The organism is Azospirillum ramasamyi, assembly GCF_003233655.1.
Classification (GTDB): Bacteria; Pseudomonadota; Alphaproteobacteria; order Azospirillales; family Azospirillaceae; genus Azospirillum; species Azospirillum ramasamyi.
In genome coordinates this window covers 332,399-351,816 of record NZ_CP029832.1, presented here as the reverse complement: position 1 = coordinate 351,816, position 19,418 = coordinate 332,399, and the positions used below count along the sequence as shown (strand labels likewise).

Here is a 19,418-nt window from a genome sequence, read left to right as displayed (position 1 = left end):
ATCATGTCCAAGAGAATTTTCCCCCATCTGCTGGGCGCCGCGGCCGTCGCGGCCCTGGTCTGCGGCCTCGCCTCCGGGGTGCGGGCGGAGGCCGTGGTGGTGGCGTCCAGCGCGCCCGGCTTCGTCCAGGGCCAGCTCGTCGCCGACGGTCAGGCCGTCCGGCTTCCCGACGGGGCCAACGCGACGCTGCTGTTCGCCAATGGCCGCCTGTTGCGGCTGCGCGGCCCCTATGACGGGATTCCCGGCGAGATGGCCGACAGCGCCGCTTCGGCGCGCGCCGGCCCGGTCGACGACCGTTTCATGCAGAGCGACCTGGGGGCGGCCCGCGCCCTGGGAAACCCGCTGGAGGCGGCGCTGGACCGGGCGCTGGCGATCGACCCCTCCGTCCCCGGCGTCGGCTGCGTGCGGGCGGGAACCCCGCCGACGTTGCGCCGCCCGGCGGAGCCCGGGCTGGATGGCATGCTGCTGCAGGATATGGCCGGCGGAAAGCGCGCGGCGGTCAAGTGGACCGGCCCCGCCCCGGCACCCTGGCCGCCGGATCTTCCGCTGACGGACGGGGCGGAGATTGCGGCCCTGCGGCCGGATGGAACGCCGATCGGCACCTTGCATGTCCGCCTCGTGGACGCGACGGCCGGGGCGGCGCTGGCGGTGGGCATGGCCTCGGCCGGCTGCGCCGGGCAGATCGGCGCGGCGATGGCGGCCTTGCGCGACGCGACGGAGCCGCTTGCCCTCTTTCTCACCGCCGATCCGGCTTCCGGGGCGACCTACCGGCCGGGCGAGGATATCCGGCTGCTGGTGCGGACCGACCGCGACGCCCATCTCTACTGCTATCTGCGCAACGCGTGGGCCCAGCTGATCCCCATTTTTCCGGCCGGCGCCGCCATGAGCGCCCATGTTGCGGGCAATGCGCCGGTCGGCCTGTCCGGCGACCGCATGCCCCTGCGGGCCGGCGACCGTCCCGCCGATCTGGAGGTGCGCTGCATCGCTTCCAGCCGCAATCTCGACGGCGAGATGCCCGGCCGCACCGACGCCTTCCGCCCGCTCGCCGAGGAGGCCGTCGTCCAGATCGACCGCGCGGTGTCCCGCCTGCGCGAGACCGAGGTGGCTTCCGCCCAACTCGTCCTGAAGGTTCGCTGAGGAGCCGCATGGACGGGCCATCCGCGACCCCCGGGGAGAGACTGGCGGCCTCTCCCGCGGTGAAGCCTAGGCCGCCGGAGCCCGGCCGGCGTCGTTGGCCGGGGATGAGGCTGGCCCTGGCCGTCGTGCTGGGCGGCACGCTGATGGCGCTTGCCGCCGCAAGGCTGGTGCCGCCGCTGCGCACCGCCGACGAGAGCCTGGGCGACCGGCTGATCGCCGCGTCGGCACCGGCCCGGCCGCAGCATCCGGCCATCGCGCTGGTGCTGTTCGGGGAGGACAGTTTCGCCGGGTTGGCCTGCCGGTCGCCGGTGGATCGCGGCATGCTGGCCGACATGATCGGCGTGCTTGAGGCTGCCCGGGTGCGCGCCATCGGCATCGACGTGCTGTTCGACCAGCCGACCCTGCCGGCGCTGGACGAGCGGCTGCGCCGCGCCATGCTCGGCGCGTCGGTTCCGGTGGTGGCGATCACCGCGCTGGAGCAGACGCCGCTGACCGAGCGGCAGCGGCGCTTTCTGAACGAGTTCACCGAAGGGCTGCCGCGCGGCCATGCCAATCTGGCGAAGGATCGGCTGGACGCCGCCGTGCGCTGGCATGTTCCCTTCGGCGGCGACGGCACGCCCAGCCTGCCGGTGCAGCTCGCCCGCGTCGGCGGCGTGTCCGGCGTGCCGGCGGAGCCCTTCCGCATCGATTGGCATGGCCGGCCGGATGGCGCCACCGCCCCCTTTCCGGTCTATCCCGCCGAGGCGGTCGCCCTGCTGCCCAAGGACTGGCTGGCCGGGCGGACGGTGCTGGTGGGCACGGCGCTGGCCGGGATCGACCAGCACCGCACCCCGCTGTCGCCCGCCGGTTCCTCGACGGCGGGCGTGGAGATCGAGGCGCATGTGCTGGCCCAGCTGCTCGACGGACGCAGCAGCCCGCGCCTGCCCGTCGCGGGGGAGGCGGCGCTGGCGCTGCTGATGGCGGCGGCCGGGGTGGCGGTGGCGCTGGCCGGGCTGCCGTTGTGGAGCCTTGCATCGGTCGGCCTGCTTGTGCCGGCGGCGGGCTGGGCCGGTGCAGCGGCGCTGTTCGCGGCGGGCGGGCCGCTGGTGCCGCTGATGGCGCCGTCGCTGGGCTGGGTCGCCGGCATCGCCGCCATGACCGTGCAATTGTCGTTGCGGGAGCGGGCCGACCGGCGCGTCATGATGCAGCTGTTCGCCAACCACGTCTCCCAGCCGGTGGCGGAGGAGATCTGGCGCGAGCGCGCGACCTTCATGGCCGGCAACCGCCCGCGTCCGCAGCAGCTGACCGCGACCGTACTGTTTTCCGACATCGAGGGCTTCACCACCATCTGCGAGGCGCTGGAGCCGGAGCCGCTGATCCGTTGGCTGGAGGGCTATCTCGACGCCATGGTGCGCATCGTCACCGCCAATGACGGGGTGGTGCTGCGCTTCGTCGGCGATGCGATCCTGGCGGTGTTCGGCGCGCCGGTCGCCCGCACCACGCAGGCGCAGATCGACGCCGACGCCGTCCGCGCCGTCACCTGCGCCCTGCAGATGGGCCGGGAACTGGCGGCGCTGAACCGCCGGTGGCAGGCGGAAGGGTTGCCGCCGGTCGGCATCCGGGTCGGCCTGCACACCGGCCCCCTGGTGGCCGGAAGCCTGGGCGGGCTGCGCCACAGCGAATATTCGCTGCTGGGGGACACCGCCAACACCGCCGCCCGGCTGGAGGCCTACGGCAAGCTGGTCGACGCCCGGACCTCCCGCCACTGCCGCATCATCGTCGGCGACCCGACTTGGCAAGCGGTTGGGCAAGCGGTTGGGCAGGCGGTGGGGCGGGATATTCGGGGCCTCTGCTCCGCGCTGCCGGTGGGGGAGGTGGCGCTGAAGGGCAAGACCAGGGCGGTGCGCATCTGGCTGCTGGTCGATGACATCGATTCGGGCGACGGCGATGCCGGCGGTCGCGGGTGATGGCGGTCAGAACTCATGCGAAGTGCGCGCAGTAATCCTTTCGGCTCGCCACCTCCTCTTTTGCCGGAGTGAGGCGGAAGAGGCGTCTTGGCATCGGTTTCCGGCATGGGTATCCTTCTTCCATCCATGACGGATTGCCGGCAATTTCCGGAAATATTCTGAACAGCCCATCGCTATGCGCCGTAAGCCTGGCTGGCTGACCCGTCGATGGAGCCAGTTGGTCATGGAGCCAGTTGGTCCATGGAACCAGCCGATGGAGTGCGGCGCCTCTTTGCTCAGGTACGGAGGCGGGGATGGTGGGAGCGGTCGGACCCTGCCGGACGATTTTCGCGGTGCTTGTGCTCCTGCTGCTGGTCGCGGGACCGGCGGGGTTTGCGCGCGCGGCCGGTCCCGCGGCGTCCGGGGCACCCTCCGGCCAGCCGTCCGGCGGCGCCGTGCCGGAAAGCCGTCTCGCCCTGGTCATCGGCGTCGGCAATTATCGCAACGCGCCGGAACTGCTGAACCCGCGCAACGACGCGCGCGCCATCGGCGAGGCGTTGCGCGCCCTGAACTTCACGGTGGACGAGCAGTACGACCTGGACGCCCGCGGCTTCGCCACCGCCCTTCGCCAGTTCGGTTTGAAGGCCTCGCAGGCCGACGTGGCGGTGATCTTCTACGCCGGGCACGGCATCCAGGTCAGCGGCGTCAACTATCTGCTGCCCGCCGACGCCCAGCTGGAGCGGGAACGCGATCTGGTCTATGAGGCGATCCCGCTGAACCTGCCGATGGGGGAGCTGGCCGGCGCGCGCAAGCTCGGCATCCTCATCCTCGACGCCTGCCGCAACAATCCCTTCGTCGACCGCCTGACCCGCAGCGGATCGAACCGCAACCAGGCGCATCCCGGCTTCGGCAGCGTGGACGACACGCCCAGCGATACGCTGGTGGCGATGGCGACCCGCGCCGACCAGCTGGCGGAGGACGGCACCGGCGACCACAGCCCCTTCAGCGCGGCGCTGCTCCAGCATCTCCAGACGCCGGGGCTGGAACTGAGCCTGTTCTTCCGCAATGTGCGCGATACGGTGAAGCAGGCCACCAACGGCCGGCAGGAGCCGTTCGTCTATGGTTCGCTCGGCGCCACGCCCTTCTATTTCAACCCGCGCCCGCCCAACCGGCCGCCGGTGCTGGGCGAGCTTCGGGCGCTGACCCTGCTCGACCGCGCCAACCCGGAGCCGCTGTCTCCCGGCAAGCCGACCGACCCCGACGACGACCAGATCTATGCCCGCGTCACCGGCCTGCCGCGCGGCGGCACCGTCCTCGTCGGCGAGCGCAGCGTCCTGATCGGCGATTACCTGACGGTGGAGCAGCTGGCCGCCACCAGCTTCAAGCCCGACGGCAGTTTCCGCGGGGATGCCGGCGCCTTCGAATTCCTGGTGGCCGATGGCCGCGGCGGCACGGTCACCGGCACCATCCCCATCACCATAAGGCCGAGCAACCAGCCGCCGGCCGTGGTGGCGGAGCGCAAGCTGCGGGTGGCCGGCAACCCGATGGGGATCGACGTCCCGGCCGACCCGGATGGCGACGCCCTGACCGTGACCGTCACCGCCGTTCCCGACCGCGGCAGCGTCCGCAACGGCGCCGCCGTGGTGAAACCGGGCGACCGGCTGACCGTGGAGGCGCTGACCGCCCTGACCTTCGACCCGGAAGCCGCGGCGCCGGGGCCGGCCGGAAGCTTGCGCTACAGCGTCGATGACGGGCGCGGCGGCATGGCCACGGCCAGCGTGGAGGTGGAGATCGCGCCGCCGGGCACCACGCCGGTGGCGGAGTTGGAGGACAGCGTCTGGAAACGGGTCGAGGCCAGCAGGGAACCCGGCGACTATCAGGCCTTCCTGCAGTTGTTCGGCGGCAGCGGCTATGCCCCGATCGCCCGCCGCCAGATGGAAACGCTGAAACTCGCCGGCAAGCCGGCGGAGACGGCGCCCCAACCGAAGGCGGAGCAGCCGAAAGCGGACTCCAAGGCGGAGGTGGCGCTTGGCCCCGGACTGGAGCCGGCCGATCCCGGACGCTACACCGCCACCGCCGACGGCGTCCTGCGGGCGACGCCGGCCAATGCCGGCGCGCGGGTCGGCCGGGTGGCGCGCGGTGCGACGGTCCAGGTGCTGGGCCGCGTGCCGGAGGGCGGGTGGTACCGCATCGCGCTGGAGGACGGCACGCAGGGCTTCGTCGCCGCCGCGCTGCTGAAGCGCGAGCCGCCGCCCGCGCCCCGGCCGGCCGAACCCCAGGTGGCGGCAACCAATCCGCCTGCGGATCCGGCTCCGGCGGCCCCGGCCAACGGCGCGGCGCGCAACCATGGGTCCGGCAACAGTTTCCAGGACTGTCCGACCTGCCCGGTGCTGGTGCGGGTGCCGGCCGGCAGCTTCATGATGGGGAACGACAAGGGCGATCCGTCGGAGCGGCCGGTGCACCGCGTCACCATCGCCAGGCCCTTCGCGCTCGGCATGTATGAGGTGACGGTCGGAGAGTGGCGCGCCTGCATGCAGGAGGGGGGCTGCACCGACATGCCGCGCATGGCCAAGGTCACCGACATGTCGCCTGTCCATAACCTGCATTGGCAGGATGCCCAGGCCTATGTGGCGTGGCTCGGCCGCAAGACCGGACAGCGTTATCGCCTGCCGAGCGAGGCGGAATGGGAGTTCGCCGCAAGGGCCGGCACCGCCACGCCCCATTGGTGGGGAACGGGCGCGGAGGTCCAGGCCGACTGCGACGATTGCGGCGGCCCGCACGAGCATCTGGCCCCCGCCGCGGTCGGCAGCTACAAGCCGAACCCCTTCGGCCTGCACGACATGAACGGCGGGGTGGCGGAGTGGGTGGCCGATTGCTGGAACCGCAACTACCAGGGCGCGCCCGCCGACGGCAGCGCCTGGACCCAGGGCAACTGCCGCAAGCGGGTGCTGCGCGGCGGTTCCTGGCGCGACCGGCTGGAGGTGATCAACGGCACGGTGCGCAACAGCTATGATGTCGACGTGCGCTATCTCACCAACGGCTTCCGCGTCGCGCGGGAGGTGAACTGAGCGGGGTCAGCGCTGGACCGTGACGGTCGTCTGGGTCGCGCGGTTGTGCTTGCCGACGGCCATGTTGGTCGTGGTGTTCACATTGTTGACCTGCACCCCGCCCTGGGCCAGCGCCGAGGGCAGATGCGGCAGCGGCCCGACCGTGTCCATCAGCAGGTCCAGCGTCGACGGGCCTTGCGGCTTTTCGGTCTGCACAGGCGCGGTCTGCACAGGCGCGGGCTCCGGTCCGGGTGCAGGCGCGGCGGTTTCCACCGGCCCGGCGCCATCGTCGCCAAGCTGCTGCTGGCTGATGTTGCCGTCGCCGAAGGCGAAGTTCAGCGCGCTGTTGAAGTTGTTCACGATGAAGGGCGCGTCGATGAAGGTGAAGCTCGGATCGACCGGCTGCACCGGCGGCTGGCGGCTGGCGGCCAGCGACTGCCCCTTGTTGAAGCCGGCGAGATAGCCGTCGTCGCCGCGGATGCGGGTGATCGACTGCCGGTGCATGGCTGACCGGCTGACCGACGGGTTGCTGACCATCGCGCCGGGAGGAGCGCCGCGGCGGTTCGGAACCACCGACACCGGCAGGCGCGGCGTCTGGGCGAAGGCCTGCGCCATCGCCGCGCCGGGGATCGGGCCGGGCGGGAAGGCGATGCCGCCGGACACCTGCGCGGCAGCCGATCCCGCGGTCAGCAGCAGGGCGGCGACAGCCGGCAGAAGGATGTTGCGGGGCGACGTCATGGCGGGCTCCCTCAAGTCTTGTGGCCGGTATCGGTGGCCGGGCATGGGGAGCAGGATAGGTCCATTGGGGGCGCGGGCGCTGTGGCGCGGCTCACAACCCGGCGCGGATGGCCAGGCTCAGCCGCAGGATTCGGCGATTTCGTCCAGCGCGCGGGCGTCGCGGATGACGATGCAGCCGCCATCCATCCCGACCACGCCCGCGCGCTGCCATTCGTTCAGCAGCTTGTTGACGCTTTCCCGCGACACGCCGACGAGACAGCCCAACTGCTGCTGCGACAGCCTGATGTCCAGCCGCAGCCCTTCCGGCACCGGCTTGCCGAAGGCGTCGCCCAGCCGTTTCAGCGCGCGGGCGAAGCGGGAGGGTGCTTCCAGGAACAGCGTGTCCTCCAGATGTTCGCTGGTCTGGCGCAGCCGCTTGCACAGCACGCTGATGATGCGGAATGCCAGATCCGGCGTTGCCGTCAGCACCGGCATCAGCTGCGACCGGTCGAGGACCAGCAGGTCGGTTTCCTCCAGCGCCACCGCGTCGGCGGTGCGCGGCTCGCCGTCCAGCAGGGCGATCTCGCCGAACAGGCCGCCCTTGTTGATGATGCTCAGCACCAGTTCCTTGCCGTCCATGGAATGGCAGCAGATCTTCACCCGGCCGCGGATGACCGCCATCATGCTGTCGCCGGGATCGCCCTTCTGGAAGATCATGGCGCCGCGCGGGTGGTGCGACAGCCTTGCGGCGGCCGCCAGCCGGTGGCGTTCCTCGCGCTCCAGATGCTTGAGCAGGAAATGCCCGGCGAGGACGAGATCCTTGTCGAAGTTGATCCGTATCGCGGTCATGGCTGCCCCCTGGCTGACATCGCGGGCCGGTCCTCTAACCGGGGCATGGTACGCCGTCAGCCGATCCGTCCCGCACCGTCAAGGGCGGTACGTCGTTGGCAGCGCATCCGCTCCGTTCGTGTGCGGGCCGAACACGAAAAGAGCGGCCGGCGCCGGCCGGTCGCCCTTTTTGCGATGAGGGGATGGGAAACCCCACGGTCAGCGGAGGATCGCCTTGGGCGGCAGCGGCTGAGGATTCAGGGCGCGCTCGCCGCCGTAGGTGGGGCCGGGCGTGAGGCCCGGCAGAACCTTCGTGCCGCAGGTCAGGCAGGGCTGCGGCTTCGGGATGCCGGGGGAGGGCTGGAGGATGACCGGGCCGAGGGTGGTTGCCCGCGTGTGGGACATGGTCGGCGTCGCGGCGAAGGCCGGCGCCGCGGCGAGGGTGGCGAGCGTCAGCGACAGGGTCAGAAGGCGGGTCATGGCGGTGTCTCCGGTTCGGTCGGGATCAGTCAGGGGTAGGGCTCTTCTTCGTCGTCCCAATCCAGCGAGCGGGCCTGATGGCCGAAGGGGAAGTCGCGGTGATCGGAAAAGCCGCGCTGCTCCGGTGGGACGGGACGGGGGAGCAGTGGGATGTCCGTATCGGGAACGGCTTCCGACTGCTGGTCGGACGGCGTGGCGGAACAGCGGGTCCGGCCGTCCTGCGTCACGCAGTTCAGCGTCCCGGAGCCCCGCATGCAGACGGTCTTGCCGTTGACCGTCTGGCAGGCGAGGGAGACGGCCTGCGCCGGGACGGTCGAGGCCGCGTACAGAAGGGCGGGTGCGACGAGTGTCAGGATCATCGGGAACTTCGCCATCGGTGGCCTCCCGGACGAAAGAGGTGGGCAGGGGGCGGCTCAGCGGCGAAGGCCGGTCAGCGACTGGGCGGCGCTGTTGCCGAGGCCGGCGGTGACGTTGGTGCCGACCCCGACATTGGTACTGACCAGGGGGCCGCGGCCGCTGAAGTTCAGCCCGACTTGAACGCCATTGCCCTGTATGCCGAGCAGCTTCTGGCCGGCCGTGTTGCCGATCCCGGCCGCGACGTTGGTGGCGGTGCCGACATTGGTGCTGACCAGCGGGCCGACACCGTAGATGGGGGCGCCGCCCTGGAGAACGGTGCCCTGCTGCTGCGCCGAATTGCCGATGCCGGCGCCGACATTGGTGGCGTTGGCTACGTTGGTGCTGACCAGACCGGGCACCGCCATCATCGACGGCATGCCGGTGCCCGCACCGGTCCTGGGCTGCGCCAGGGCGGGTGTCGCGAGCAGGGCGGCGGCGAGGGTACCGAGAGCGATTTTGCGGATCATGGCGGGAGTTCCTTCGGTGGGGGGGAGGATTCGGGCTTCCGCGCCTCGGCTTTCTTGACCGGCCTTGTTGCCCGGCGTTGTCGAGGAAATCTTGCCCAAATGCCTGAAACGGCTCTGTGAGCTGCCCCACAACTGCGGGCGTTTTCCTCGAAAAGCTCCGGCGGGCGGGACCGGACAAAGGAACGCTCCGGCCGGATGCCGGCCGGAGCGAGGTCGGGGGAGGAAGCCGGGTGGGGGAAGGCGGTCAGCGCTGCTTGACGAGGGCGCTCTGTCCCGCCCAGTTGCCGGTGCCGGCGGACAGGTTCTGCATGGAACTGTGGTTGAAGGGGCCGACCAGCCCGCCCGAACGCTGGAGCACGGTGCCGTGCTGCAGGGCGGTGTTGCCGATGCCGGCCGCCGTGTTGCCGATATTGGCGACCGAGCCGCCGCTCAGCAGGCCGCCGCTCCTCTGCATCACCGTCGCCTGCTGGCCGGCGTGGTTGCCGATGCCCGCGGCGGTGTTGCCGACCGTCGCCATCGACCCGCCGCCGAACACGCCGCCGCTGCGCTGCTTCACGAAGGCGTCCTGGCTGGCGGTGTTGCCGATGCCGGCGGCGAGGTTGGTGACGGTGGCGACGTTCGGACCGGCGAAGGAGCCCTTGGACTTCTGCATGACCAGCGCGCTCTGGTTGGCGGTGTTGCCGATCCCGGCCGCGGTGTTGGAGATGTCGGAGATGTTCTGGGCCATCGCCGGGGCGGCGAACAGGGCGAGCGAGGCGAAGCCGGTCAGCAGGGAGGTGCGGATCATGATCTGGTCTCCTGTCTTGGGGCCGCGGGATGCGGCGTGTTGCCGATGGACAGACCCTACCCAAGCCCCGGATTCCGGGATGTGAGCCGCTCCACACCTGTCCTGCTTTTATCGATCGGCGCCGGTCCGCGCCGCACTTTCCGCTGTCCGCAATGCCGGCATCCCCGCCGTTGACAGACGGCGCGATGGTCTTCTAGGCTCCATCCCGTTCCCAGGGGAGCCTCGTCAAGGAGGCTGAGACACCCGCCGGCCCGGTCCTTCGCGTCCGGGCGACGCGGCAACCCTTCGAACCTGATCCGGGTCATGCCGGCGTAGGGATGCGGGACGAGAAGGCCTTCGAGGCCGACGCGCAGATCCATACCCCACAGGCTTGTCCCGGATTCGTTTGTTGCTCCACCGGTCGGTGCCGCTTGGAGAGAACGGGGCGGGGAGGGTGCGGTGAGCGCGATCGACGACAGCATGATCTACGACAGGGTTCTGGCCTTCATGGAGGCCGACATCGGAACCGGGGCGGCGGCCGACGAGGCCTTCAATGCCCTGGCGCTGGCGGTCTTCGCCCATCAGTTCGAGCACAACCAGCCCTATCGCCGCTTCGCCATGCAGCGCGGCCGGACGCCGCGCGGGGTCAGGAGCTGGCGCGACATCCCGGCGGTGCCGATCAACGCCTTCAAGGATCTGACGCTCAGCTGCCGCCCGGCGGAGGAGTCCGTCCGCATCTTCATGACCAGCGGCACCACCAAGGGCGGCATCCGCGGGCAGATCCACCACGCGACTTTGACGGTCTACGATCGCTCCATGCTGCTCAACTTCCGCCGCCGCTTCATGCCGGGAGAGGGGCGGATGGCGATGGGCATCCTGTTTCCGACCGAGACGGCGATGCCGAACTCCTCGCTCGCCCATTACCTGGAGCTGGCGCGGGCGGAATGCGGCACGCCGGACAGCCGCCATTGGATCGGCGAGGCGGGCATCGACACCGCCGGGCTCTATGACCGGCTGGACGCCGCAGAACGGTCGGGGCAGCCCTTCGCCCTGCTGGGCGCCAGCTATGGCTTCGTGCATCTGATGGACGCCATGGCGCGCGACGGCCGCCGCTTCTCCCTGCCGGAAGGGAGCCGCATCCTCGACACCGGCGGTTTCAAGGGCCAGTCGCGGGAACTGGAGCCTGACGAGTTCTACGGCCGGCTGGCCGAGTTCTTCGGCGTGCCGCGCCGGCTCTGCATCAACATGTACGGCATGACGGAGCTGAGCACCCAGTTCTACGACGACGGCAACGCTGTCTGCCCGTCGCTGAAATCCGGGCCGCACTGGATCCGCAGCCGCGTCGTCGATCCGTTGTCCGGCCGGGACGTGCCGCCCGGCAGCATGGGCGTGCTGGTCCACCATGATCTGGCCCATGTCAACTCCGTCGCCGCCATCCTGACCGAGGATGCCGGCATCCTGGAGGAGGGCGGATTCCGCCTGCTCGGCCGCGTCGCCGGGGCGCAGGCCAAGGGCTGCTCGCTGGCGGTGGAGGATTTCCTCGCCGCCGCGCGCGGTTGAGGGGGGAGCGCGGCCTTGGCCTTCGGCGACGAACCGGAACCGGCCGGCCATCTGCCCGGCCTGCCGCCGGACGCGGTGGAGCGGCGCGTGCTGACCTTCGGGTCGGGCGATGCGGCGCTGCGCGTGGCGGTGCCGGTGCTGGATGCCGGGCAGGTGGAGCGGGTCGCCGCGACGGTCCGGGCGGCGGCGCGCGGCTATCTGAAGACGCTGCCGACGGCGCACGTCGTCGCGGTGATCGACGCGGCGGTGCAACGGCTGCTCGACCGCGAGGATCCCTGGCGCCGCCGGGCGGAGCGGCTGTTGCCCGCCGTCACCGGCTATGATCCCGAGATGGTCAGGCTGGGGCTGACCGGCTATCTGAAGACCTTCCGCGCGCATGAGCTGCGCCGCTTCCTGGCGGAGGATTTCGCCAACCCGCTGGTGCTGGACGAGTTCCAGCCGGCGCCCAAGGGCGGCTTCACCCGCGCCTTCGGCCCCGACCTGCTGCTGCATGTCTGGGCGGGCAATGTGCCGGGGCTGCCGCTGTGGAGCCTGATCTCGGGCCTGCTGGTGAAATCCGGCACGGTCGGCAAGCTGCCCAGCGCCGAGCCGCTGTTCGCGGGCTGGTTCGCGCAGTTGCTGGCGGAGATCGACCCACGGCTGGGCGAGTGTCTGGCCGTGGTGTGGTGGAAGGGCGGCGACGCGGCGGCGGAGCGGGCTTGGCTGGCCCGGGCCGACACGGTGGTCGCCTATGGCGGCAACGCGGCGCTGGCGGCGATCCGCGACCGGGTGCCGGTGACCACCCGCTTCCTGCCCTACGGCCACAAGATCAGCTTCGCGCTGGTGTCGCGCGCCGCCCTGGACCCGCGGCGGGCGGCGGAGACGGCGCGGCTGGCCGCCCATGACATCGCCCGCTACGACCAGCAGGGCTGCTATTCGCCGCAGACCCTGTTCGTCGAGCGCGGCGGCCGGCTGTCGCCGCAGGATTTCGCCGCCATGCTCGCCCATGAACTGGCGGCGCAGGCGCGCAAGCACCCGCGCCGCGCCCTGTCGATGGCGGAGGCCGGGGAGGTCGCCGGCTGGCGCGACGGGCAGGCGTTGCGCGGCCTCGACGGATCCGGCCATCTGCTGCTGTCGGACCCGGCGGGCGGCTGGTGCGTGTCCTGCACCGACGCGCCGGACGGTCTGGTGCCGACCGCGCTGAACCGGACGATCGCCGTGGTCGCGGTGGACGATCTGGCCGAGGTGGCGGGCCGCGTCGCCCCGCACCGCGCCGTGCTGCAGACCGCGGGCATCGCCGCGCCGCCGGAGGAGCTGTTCCGGCTGGCCGGGCCGCTGGGGGCGGCGGGAGTGACGCGGCTCTGCGCGCTCGGCGCCATGACCGCGCCGGAGGCGGGCTGGCACCATGACGGCCGGTTCAACCTGCTGGATCTGGTGACGGTGACGGAGATCGAACGGTCGGCGGAAGCGCTGGCGGAGGGATTGGCCCGCTATGCCGACTGAACCGCCGGCCTTCCTGAGTTTCGAGGGCGTGCGCTTCGATTACGGCGCCGCCGCCATCGTCGACGGCGTCGACTGGGCGGTCGGCCGGGGTGCCGTTCATTGCCTGCTGGGGCGCAGCGGCTGCGGCAAGACCACGCTGCTGAAGCTGGCCGCCGGGCTGCTCGCCCCCGCCGCCGGACGGGTGCGGCTGGACGGCGCGGCGGTGCGCGGGCCGGGCGATGCGGTGGGCTTCGTCTTCCAGGCGCCGACGCTGCTGGAATGGCTGACGGTGCTCGACAATGTGCTGCTGCCGGTGACGCTGCACCGCCGCGCCACCGCCGAGGACCGCGCCCGCGCGCTGGATCTGCTGGAGCGGATCGGGCTGGCGGGGCTGTCGGGGCGGGGACCGCGGGCGCTGTCGGGCGGCCAGCAGAGCCGGGTGGCGCTGGCCCGCGCGCTGATCGCCGATCCGGCGCTGCTTCTGCTCGACGAGCCCTTCGCCGCTCTGGATGCCCTCACGCGCGAGGAGTTGCAGGAGGATCTGCTGCGGCTGTGCGCGCAGCGCGGCACCACCGCGCTGTTCGTCACCCACGACATCGCCGAGGCGGTCTATCTGGGCGACCGCGTGGCGGTGATGGCGGACGGGCGGCTGCGCCACAGCGTCTCCATCGACCTGCCGCGCCCGCGCCCGCGCGATCTGCGCTATGACCCGCGGTTCAACGCGCTGTGCCGCGAACTGCGCCACGCCATGGACGGCGCGGCCGGCGTCCTGCGGGCGGAGGCGGCGGAATGATGGCCCGCATCGCCGCGATCCTGCTGCCGCTGCTGCTTCTGGCGGGGTGGGAGGGCTATTGCCGCTGGTCGGGGATTCCGGCGCTGGTGCTGCCGCCGCCCTCCGCCGTGGGCGCGGCGCTGTGGAGCGGTCTGGCGAGCGGACGGCTGCTGCCGCATCTGGCGGTGACGGCGGCGGAGATGGCGCTGGGGCTCGGCATCGGCTGCCTCGTCGGGTTCGCCGCCGGGGTGGCGCTGGCGGAGGTCGCGGGGCTGCGCCGCCTGCTCTATCCCTATGTCATCGCCAGCCAGGTGGTGCCGAAACTGGCGCTGGCGCCGCTGTTCATCCTGTGGTTCGGCTTCGGCATGACCTCCACCGTCGCCATCACGGCGCTGATCTGCTTCTTCCCGCTGCTGGAGAACACGCTGACGGGCCTCGACCGTGTCGATCCGGCCAAGCGGGAGCTGTTCCGCATGCTGCGCGCCGGGCGCTGGCGCACCCTGACGCGGCTGAAGATTCCGTCCGGCCTGCCGGTGATCCTCGCCGGGCTGCGGGTGGCGGTGGTGCTGGCGCTGGTCGGCGCCGTGGTGGGGGAGTTCATCGGCGGGCGCCAGGGGCTGGGCGCCTCGATCATCGCCGCGCAGGGGATGATGGACACGCCGCTGATGTTCGCCCTGTTCGCGGTCATCACCGCGCTGGGCATGCTGGTGTATCAGGCCACGCTGCTGTTCGAGCGGTGGCTGCTGTCTCGACAGGCGAAAGGATAACCGGGAATGGGGCGGGGAATGGGGCTGTTTTCTCGGGCGGCGGGGATGTCCGCCCTTGTCGGGGCGCTGCTGCTGGGCGGCCTGTCGGGCGCGCTTGCCCAGGCATTGGACAAGGTGACGGTGGCGGGCTGGAGCCAGCCGATCAGCGAGATTACCAATCTGCTGGCCGAACCCGACAAGGGCTTTTTCAAGGCCAAGGGCATCGCGCTGGACTATGTGCCCGGCACCGGCGGCGGGTCGGCGATCCAGACCATGCTGACCGGCAAGGCCGACATCGCCTTCACCGATCCCGCCGCCCTCTATCTGGCGCTGGACAAGGGCGAGAAGCTGGTCGCCATCTACAACATCTATCCGCAGAATGTCTTCAACGTGGTGTCGCCCAAGGCCAGCGGCATCACCAGGCCGGCCGACCTGAAGGGCAAGCGCGTCGGCGTGTACAGCCTGTCGAGCGGCACCCGGCAGAATCTGGCCGTGCTGCTGCATCAGGTCGGCTTGAGCGAGAAGGACGTGACCATCGAGGTGACCGGCCTGCTGAACTTCGCCCCGGTGATCCAGGGGCAGGTGGACGCCACGGCGGCGACCGACACCGGCCTCTACGTCGCGCGGCTGAAGGGGCTGCCCGAGGTGACTGTGATCGAGGTGCGCGACAGCCTGAACCTGCCGAGCGACATCTTCGTGGTGACGGAGGAGACCTACCGCAACAAGAAGCCGCTGCTCGCCCGCTTCCTCGCCGCCTATCGCGACAGCGCCGCCTGGATGATCGCCAACCCGGAGGAGGCGGCCCGCATCGCCGTCACCCGCGCCATCAACGGGTCGGACGAGGCGGTCAACCTGGGCATCATCAAGCTGCGCAACGCCTCCAGCGTCTCGGAGACGACGGAGCGCGAGGGGCTGGGCGCCTTCGATCCCGGCGTGATGCAGAAGGGCGCCGACACCTTCCACCAGCTGGGGCTGATCGCCCGCCCGCTCGACATGGGCGCGGTGGTGCGCACCGACCTGATCCCACCCAAGCAGTAACGGGACCGTCATGGATTTCCAGGGCAAGGCCATCCTCGTCACCGGCGCCGGGCGCGGCATCGGCGCCGCCATCGCCCGCGCCTTCGCCGCGGAAGGGGCCATGGTGGCGGTCAACTACCTGCGCAACAAGGCGGCGGCGGAAGCGGTGGCGGCGGAATGCCGGGCGCTGGGCGGCGACGGGCTGCCGCTGCGCGCCGACGTGACCGACGCGGCGGCGGTCGCCGGGATGGTGGAGACGGCGGTGGCGGAGTTCGGCGGGCTGGACGTCGTCGTCAACAACGCCTTCGCGCCCTATGTCTTCGATCCCGACCGGCGGCGGCTGTTCTGGGAAACGGAGTGGGACGACTACCAGACCCAGATCGACGGGGCGCTGAAAAGCACCCATGCCGTCTGCCGGGCGGTGCTGCCCGCGCTGCGGCGCCGGGGCGGGGGCAGCATCGTCAACATGGCGACCGACCTCGTGGCGCGGCCGACCGTGCCCTATCACGACTACACCACAGCCAAGGCGGCGCTGATCGGCTTCAGCCGCACCCTGGCGGCGGAGCTGGGGCCGTTCGGCATCCGCGTCAACTGCGTGGCGCCGGGGCTGGTCTATCCCACTGATGCCAGCCGGTCGACCCCGGAACCGGTCAAGGACCGCATCACCGCCCTGACGCCGCTCGGCCGCATCGCGACGCCGGAGGATGTCGCCGGGCCGGTGCTGTTCCTCGCCTCCGACTGGAGCCGCTTCATGACTGGACAGACGCTGACGGTGGATGGCGGGCTGGTGATGGGCGCTACCTGAACCCCACACCCGCCCGCCTTCACTGGAACGGGCGCCGGCCTCAGAACGGCTGTTGAAGCAGTCCGATCAGCCCCTTCACGCCCGACACGAAATTGCCGATGCGCAGGTTTTCGTCGAAGCTGTGCTGGTTGTTGTCGGCATTCACCAGCGGGACGATCACGAAGGGCACCTTCAGCGCCTCGACCGCCGCACCGGTGGGCACCGTGCCGCCCATCATGCGGATGCGCACCGGCTCCTCGCCGTAGGTCGCCTTGTAGGAGCGGTACAGCCACTCGCCGACCGGGGATTGCATGTCGGTGCGCGCCGCCGAGCTGGAGGCGGAAACCTTTTCCGAATCCAGGGAGGCGAGCTTGTCGTATTTCGCCCGCTCCTCGTCCGTCGGGGTGCCCTGGACCAGATGATAGCCCTGCGCCTCGATGTGCTTCTTCAGCATGCCGATCAGCTGTTCCGGCGGGGTTTCCGGAACCGTGCGCAGGTCAAGTTCGGCCACGGCGGCTTCCGGGATGATCGTGCGGGCCTTGGCGCCCACGTCGGCGGCTGCCATGCCGCGGATGTTGAGCGACGGGTACTGCAGCGCCTCCTGGTAGTTCTTGCCGACCTTCTCGGCTTCGGCGATGCCCAGGCGCTTGCGCAGCGCGGTCTCGTCGTCGGGAACGGCGGCCATGATCTTCTCCGCCGCGGCGTCGATCTTCACGGACTCATAGTAGCCGGGAATGGTCACGCGCCCGGTCTCGTCCTTCATGGACGCCAGCAGCTGCGCCAGCCGCATCGCCGGGTTGGCGGCGTAGTTGCCGAAATGGCCGCTGTGCAGGCCCTGCTTGGCACCGAAGACGGTCAGGGTCGCCTGGGCGATGCCCCGGTTGCCGAAGACCAGCGTCGGCCTGTTGCTCTGGTGCATGGGGCCGTCCAGCACCAGCAGCGCATCGCTCTTGAGCAGGTCGGAATTCTGCCGGATGACCTCGCCCAGCGTCGGCGATCCCTTCTCCTCTTCGGAATCCAGGATGACCTTGACGTTGACGCTGGGCGACTTGCCCGTCTCCTTCAGGGCGTCGATGGCCGTCAGCAGCATCATGATCGGCCCCTTGTCGTCAGACGACGACCGCGCGAACAGCCGCCAATCCGGGTCGACCTGCTCGCCGTAGAGCTTCTCCAGCGGGATCGTTTCCCACTCGCCCTTGTCGGTCTTCTGCTTCAGCGCCGCGTCCCAGGGGCTTTTCTGCTTCCACTGCTGCGGAGTGACGGACTGGCCGTCCAGATGCGCGTAGAACAGGATGGTCTTCTTGGCGGGATCGGCGCCGGGCAGTTCCGCATACAGCATCGGCTTGCCGTCGTTCGGCAGCTGCCGCGTCTGGAAGCCCCGCTTCTGGAACGCCTGCTCCAGCCATGCGACGTTCTTCTGAATGTCGGCGGGAACAACAGCGTCGTTGGGAAGCGCCAGAAACTCGACGAATTCCTTGTAATTCGCAGAAGAGTGCTTCGCCGCGAGCGTATCGGCGGACGGAGAGTCCGCGCCGGCCTGCATCGGCAAGATCATGCAGGCGCCGAGAATTAGCACATGCTTGAGAAAAATTTTCCCTTTACCCGACATTTCTTCCCCCTCACGGTCTTGTAATACAACGTGTACGAAGGGATTGCGGACAACGTCAAGTTTGATTGCCGTTTTCACGGGGCTGGGCTGCGCGTGATGCGCAACAGGGCGCCCGTGTCGGGTGACACGGGCGCCCTGTGTTGTAAGGCCAATTCGGGAGGCGGGCGGGCGGCGTCAGGCCGCCCAGTTGATGCTTTCGGCCTCCTGGGTCTGCTGTGAGGGCTGCGCGACCACCTTGAGCGCCAGACCGCCGCAGGAGGTTTCCCGGTATTTCGGGTCCATGTCCTTGCCGGTCTCGAACATCGTCTCGATGACCTTGTCGAGCGACACCAGCGGCTCGCTGGTCCGGTGCAGGGCCATGCGGGTCGCGTTGATCGCCTTCATGGCGCCCATGGCGTTGCGCTCGATGCAGGGGATCTGCACCTGCCCGCCGACCGGGTCGCAGGTCAGGCCGAGGTTGTGCTCCATCGCGATCTCGGCGGCGATGCACACCTGTTCGGGGCTGCCGCCCATCAGGTCGGCAAGACCGCCGGCGGCCATCGAGCAGGCGACGCCGACCTCGCCCTGGCAGCCGACCTCGGCACCCGAGATGGAGGCGTTCTGCTTGTAAAGCGCGCCGATGGCGGCGGAGGCCAGGAAGAAGCGGATGCAGGCGTCCTCGTCCACCGGCTTGATGAAGTTGTGGTAGTAGGCGAGCACCGCCGGGACGATGCCGCAGGCCCCGTTGGTCGGCGCGGTGACGACGCGGCCGCCCGCCGCATTCTCCTCATTCACCGCGAAGGCGAACATGTTGACCCAATCGACCACGTTCATCGGGTCGCGCGACAGAGCTTCCGACGAGGCCAGCTGGCGGCGCAGGGCGGCGGCCCGGCGCGGAACCCGCATCGGACCGGGCAGCACGCCTTCGGTCGTCATGCCGCGTTCCATGCAGTCGCGCATCGTCTGCCAGATGTTGGTGAAATAGTCGCGGATCTCCTGGTTGCTGTGCAGGCTCAGCTCGTTCTGGAGGACCAGGCCGGAGAATGACAGGCCGGTCTTCCGGCAGTGGTCCAGCAGTTCGGCGGCCGAGGCGTAGGGATAGGGAACCTCCACCTCGTCGGTGCTCTGCTTGCCGAAATTCTCGTCCTCTACGACGAAGCCGCCGCCGATCGAATAATAGATCTTGCCCAGAAGCAGCCGGTCGCCGTCGAAGGCCTGGATCGTCATGCCGTTCTCGTGCCGGGGCAGGTTTGACCGGTGGAAGGTGATGGCCGTCGGCGGGAAGTCGATCGGCTTGCCCTCCTGGCCCAGCGGCAGGGTGTGCGAGTTGCGCACATGCTGGAGGAAGGCGGGGATCGTGTCGATGGCGACGGTGTCCGGCAGGTTCCCGGCGAGGCCCAGCATGAGGGCGACGTCGGTGTGGTGGCCTTTGCCGGTCAGCGCCAGCGAACCGTAGATGTCCACCGCGACGCGGGTGGTGGCCTCGAAACCGCCGCAGGACCGAAGGGCGTCCACGAACTGCTTGGCGGCCCTCATCGGTCCCACCGTGTGCGAGCTGGAGGGGCCGATACCGACCTTGTAGAGATCGAACATGCTGATCATGGCTTGCTTCCTTCCTGTGGACGGCCCCGGGAACCTCAGGAGAGATGCCAGGCCGGTTCTTCACGTCTTCGCCGCTTCAGGCGGCACCCGTCGCGGTGGACGGGGCCGCCTTGAGCGGAAACGGT

The 19,418-nt window shown here is 70.3% G+C and carries 17 protein-coding genes and 1 riboswitch; of the genes, 9 read left to right on the top strand and 8 right to left on the bottom strand.

From position 1 onward, the window contains the following. The first annotated feature begins 3 nt into the window (after window positions 1–3). From DM194_RS20945 to DM194_RS20935, 3 genes are all read left to right on the top strand, one after another. Window positions 4–1,137: a DUF4384 domain-containing protein gene (locus DM194_RS20945; RefSeq protein ID WP_162630139.1), complete on the top strand. Its 1,134-nt coding sequence runs from the start codon at window positions 4–6 to the stop codon at window positions 1,135–1,137. A 104-nt stretch (window positions 1,138–1,241) separates the two neighbouring features. Beyond that, entirely contained in the window at window positions 1,242–3,083 is a 1,842-nt protein-coding gene (locus DM194_RS20940; RefSeq protein ID WP_162630138.1) for an adenylate/guanylate cyclase domain-containing protein, read from the top strand. A 332-nt stretch (window positions 3,084–3,415) separates the two neighbouring features. After that, a complete protein-coding gene (locus DM194_RS20935) occupies window positions 3,416–6,130 on the top strand; it encodes an SUMF1/EgtB/PvdO family nonheme iron enzyme (RefSeq protein WP_162630137.1) in 2,715 nt (904 codons plus the stop codon). Window positions 6,131–6,136: 6 nt separating this feature from the next. Here the strand turns inward: DM194_RS20935 and DM194_RS20930 are convergent, their stop codons facing one another. The 6 genes from DM194_RS20930 to DM194_RS20905 form a co-directional block, all read right to left on the bottom strand. Continuing rightward, window positions 6,137–6,847 carry a hypothetical protein gene (locus DM194_RS20930; RefSeq protein WP_111069498.1) on the bottom strand — a complete coding sequence of 237 codons (711 nt, stop codon included), beginning with the start codon at window positions 6,845–6,847 and terminating at the stop codon, window positions 6,137–6,139. Between the two features lie 117 nt (window positions 6,848–6,964). Further along, a complete protein-coding gene (locus DM194_RS20925) occupies window positions 6,965–7,675 on the bottom strand; it encodes a Crp/Fnr family transcriptional regulator (protein WP_111069497.1) in 711 nt (236 codons plus the stop codon). Between the two features lie 198 nt (window positions 7,676–7,873). Continuing rightward, a complete protein-coding gene (locus tag DM194_RS20920) occupies window positions 7,874–8,134 on the bottom strand; it encodes a hypothetical protein (RefSeq protein ID WP_111069496.1) in 261 nt (86 codons plus the stop codon). A 29-nt stretch (window positions 8,135–8,163) separates the two neighbouring features. Then, window positions 8,164–8,508 carry a hypothetical protein gene (locus DM194_RS20915; RefSeq protein ID WP_111069495.1) on the bottom strand — a complete coding sequence of 115 codons (345 nt, stop codon included), beginning with the start codon at window positions 8,506–8,508 and terminating at the stop codon, window positions 8,164–8,166. 39 nt (window positions 8,509–8,547) lie between these two features. Then, a complete protein-coding gene (locus tag DM194_RS20910; RefSeq protein WP_111069494.1) occupies window positions 8,548–8,997 on the bottom strand; it encodes a hypothetical protein in 450 nt (149 codons plus the stop codon). A gap of 244 nt (window positions 8,998–9,241) precedes the next feature. Beyond that, complete coding sequence (locus DM194_RS20905) at window positions 9,242–9,784, bottom strand: hypothetical protein (RefSeq protein ID WP_111069493.1); 543 nt, start codon at window positions 9,782–9,784, stop codon at window positions 9,242–9,244. Between the two features lie 203 nt (window positions 9,785–9,987). Next, window positions 9,988–10,120: riboswitch (TPP riboswitch) on the top strand. 123 nt (window positions 10,121–10,243) lie between these two features. Between DM194_RS20905 and DM194_RS20900 the strand changes: the two genes are divergently transcribed. The 6 genes from DM194_RS20900 to DM194_RS20875 are packed head-to-tail and all read left to right on the top strand — an operon-like array spanning window position 10,244 to window position 16,124. Continuing rightward, entirely contained in the window at window positions 10,244–11,323 is a 1,080-nt protein-coding gene (locus DM194_RS20900; protein ID WP_176581482.1) for a LuxE/PaaK family acyltransferase, read from the top strand. 15 nt (window positions 11,324–11,338) lie between these two features. Then, on the top strand, window positions 11,339–12,805 hold the full coding sequence (locus tag DM194_RS20895) for an acyl-CoA reductase (RefSeq protein WP_111069491.1): 1,467 nt from the start codon (window positions 11,339–11,341) through the stop codon (window positions 12,803–12,805). After that, the gene (locus DM194_RS20890) at window positions 12,795–13,577 is read left to right on the top strand and encodes an ABC transporter ATP-binding protein (RefSeq protein WP_111069490.1); all 783 of its coding nucleotides are present in this window, start codon (window positions 12,795–12,797) and stop codon (window positions 13,575–13,577) included. Before DM194_RS20895 ends, DM194_RS20890 begins: the two co-directional genes overlap by 11 nt. Continuing rightward, window positions 13,574–14,323: an ABC transporter permease gene (locus DM194_RS20885; RefSeq protein ID WP_111069489.1), complete on the top strand. Its 750-nt coding sequence runs from the start codon at window positions 13,574–13,576 to the stop codon at window positions 14,321–14,323. The genes DM194_RS20890 and DM194_RS20885 overlap by 4 nt, the downstream gene beginning before the upstream one ends. 45 nt (window positions 14,324–14,368) lie before the next feature. After that, complete coding sequence (locus tag DM194_RS20880; protein ID WP_246024492.1) at window positions 14,369–15,340, top strand: ABC transporter substrate-binding protein; 972 nt, start codon at window positions 14,369–14,371, stop codon at window positions 15,338–15,340. A gap of 10 nt (window positions 15,341–15,350) precedes the next feature. After that, window positions 15,351–16,124, top strand: a complete 774-nt coding sequence (locus tag DM194_RS20875; RefSeq protein WP_111069487.1) for a 3-oxoacyl-ACP reductase — start codon at window positions 15,351–15,353, stop codon at window positions 16,122–16,124. Between the two features lie 40 nt (window positions 16,125–16,164). Here the strand turns inward: DM194_RS20875 and DM194_RS20870 are convergent, their stop codons facing one another. After that, window positions 16,165–17,646, bottom strand: a complete 1,482-nt coding sequence (locus tag DM194_RS20870) for a M20/M25/M40 family metallo-hydrolase (protein ID WP_246024491.1) — start codon at window positions 17,644–17,646, stop codon at window positions 16,165–16,167. Between the two features lie 240 nt (window positions 17,647–17,886). Further along, window positions 17,887–19,293: an L-serine ammonia-lyase gene (locus DM194_RS20865; RefSeq protein WP_111069485.1), complete on the bottom strand. Its 1,407-nt coding sequence runs from the start codon at window positions 19,291–19,293 to the stop codon at window positions 17,887–17,889. Window positions 19,294–19,418: the final 125 nt, after the last annotated feature.

Excerpts from the sequence above, each read along its gene's own strand:
- DM194_RS20945 (WP_162630139.1), top strand. The coding sequence starts at position 4 with ATGTCCAAGAGAATTTTCCCCCATCTGCTGGGCGCCGCGGCCGTCGCG.
- DM194_RS20940 (WP_162630138.1), top strand. The coding sequence starts at position 1,242 with ATGAGGCTGGCCCTGGCCGTCGTGCTGGGCGGCACGCTGATGGCGCTT.
- DM194_RS20930 (WP_111069498.1), bottom strand. The coding sequence starts at position 6,847 with ATGACGTCGCCCCGCAACATCCTTCTGCCGGCTGTCGCCGCCCTGCTG.
- DM194_RS20925 (WP_111069497.1), bottom strand. The coding sequence starts at position 7,675 with ATGACCGCGATACGGATCAACTTCGACAAGGATCTCGTCCTCGCCGGG.
- DM194_RS20920 (WP_111069496.1), bottom strand. The coding sequence starts at position 8,134 with ATGACCCGCCTTCTGACCCTGTCGCTGACGCTCGCCACCCTCGCCGCG.
- DM194_RS20915 (WP_111069495.1), bottom strand. The coding sequence starts at position 8,508 with ATGGCGAAGTTCCCGATGATCCTGACACTCGTCGCACCCGCCCTTCTG.
- DM194_RS20910 (WP_111069494.1), bottom strand. The coding sequence starts at position 8,997 with ATGATCCGCAAAATCGCTCTCGGTACCCTCGCCGCCGCCCTGCTCGCG.
- DM194_RS20905 (WP_111069493.1), bottom strand. The coding sequence starts at position 9,784 with ATGATCCGCACCTCCCTGCTGACCGGCTTCGCCTCGCTCGCCCTGTTC.
- DM194_RS20900 (WP_176581482.1), top strand. The coding sequence starts at position 10,244 with ATGATCTACGACAGGGTTCTGGCCTTCATGGAGGCCGACATCGGAACC.
- DM194_RS20890 (WP_111069490.1), top strand. The coding sequence starts at position 12,795 with ATGCCGACTGAACCGCCGGCCTTCCTGAGTTTCGAGGGCGTGCGCTTC.
- DM194_RS20885 (WP_111069489.1), top strand. The coding sequence starts at position 13,574 with ATGATGGCCCGCATCGCCGCGATCCTGCTGCCGCTGCTGCTTCTGGCG.
- DM194_RS20880 (WP_246024492.1), top strand. The coding sequence starts at position 14,369 with ATGTCCGCCCTTGTCGGGGCGCTGCTGCTGGGCGGCCTGTCGGGCGCG.
- DM194_RS20875 (WP_111069487.1), top strand. The coding sequence starts at position 15,351 with ATGGATTTCCAGGGCAAGGCCATCCTCGTCACCGGCGCCGGGCGCGGC.
- DM194_RS20870 (WP_246024491.1), bottom strand. The coding sequence starts at position 17,646 with ATGCAGGCCGGCGCGGACTCTCCGTCCGCCGATACGCTCGCGGCGAAG.
- DM194_RS20865 (WP_111069485.1), bottom strand. The coding sequence starts at position 19,293 with ATGATCAGCATGTTCGATCTCTACAAGGTCGGTATCGGCCCCTCCAGC.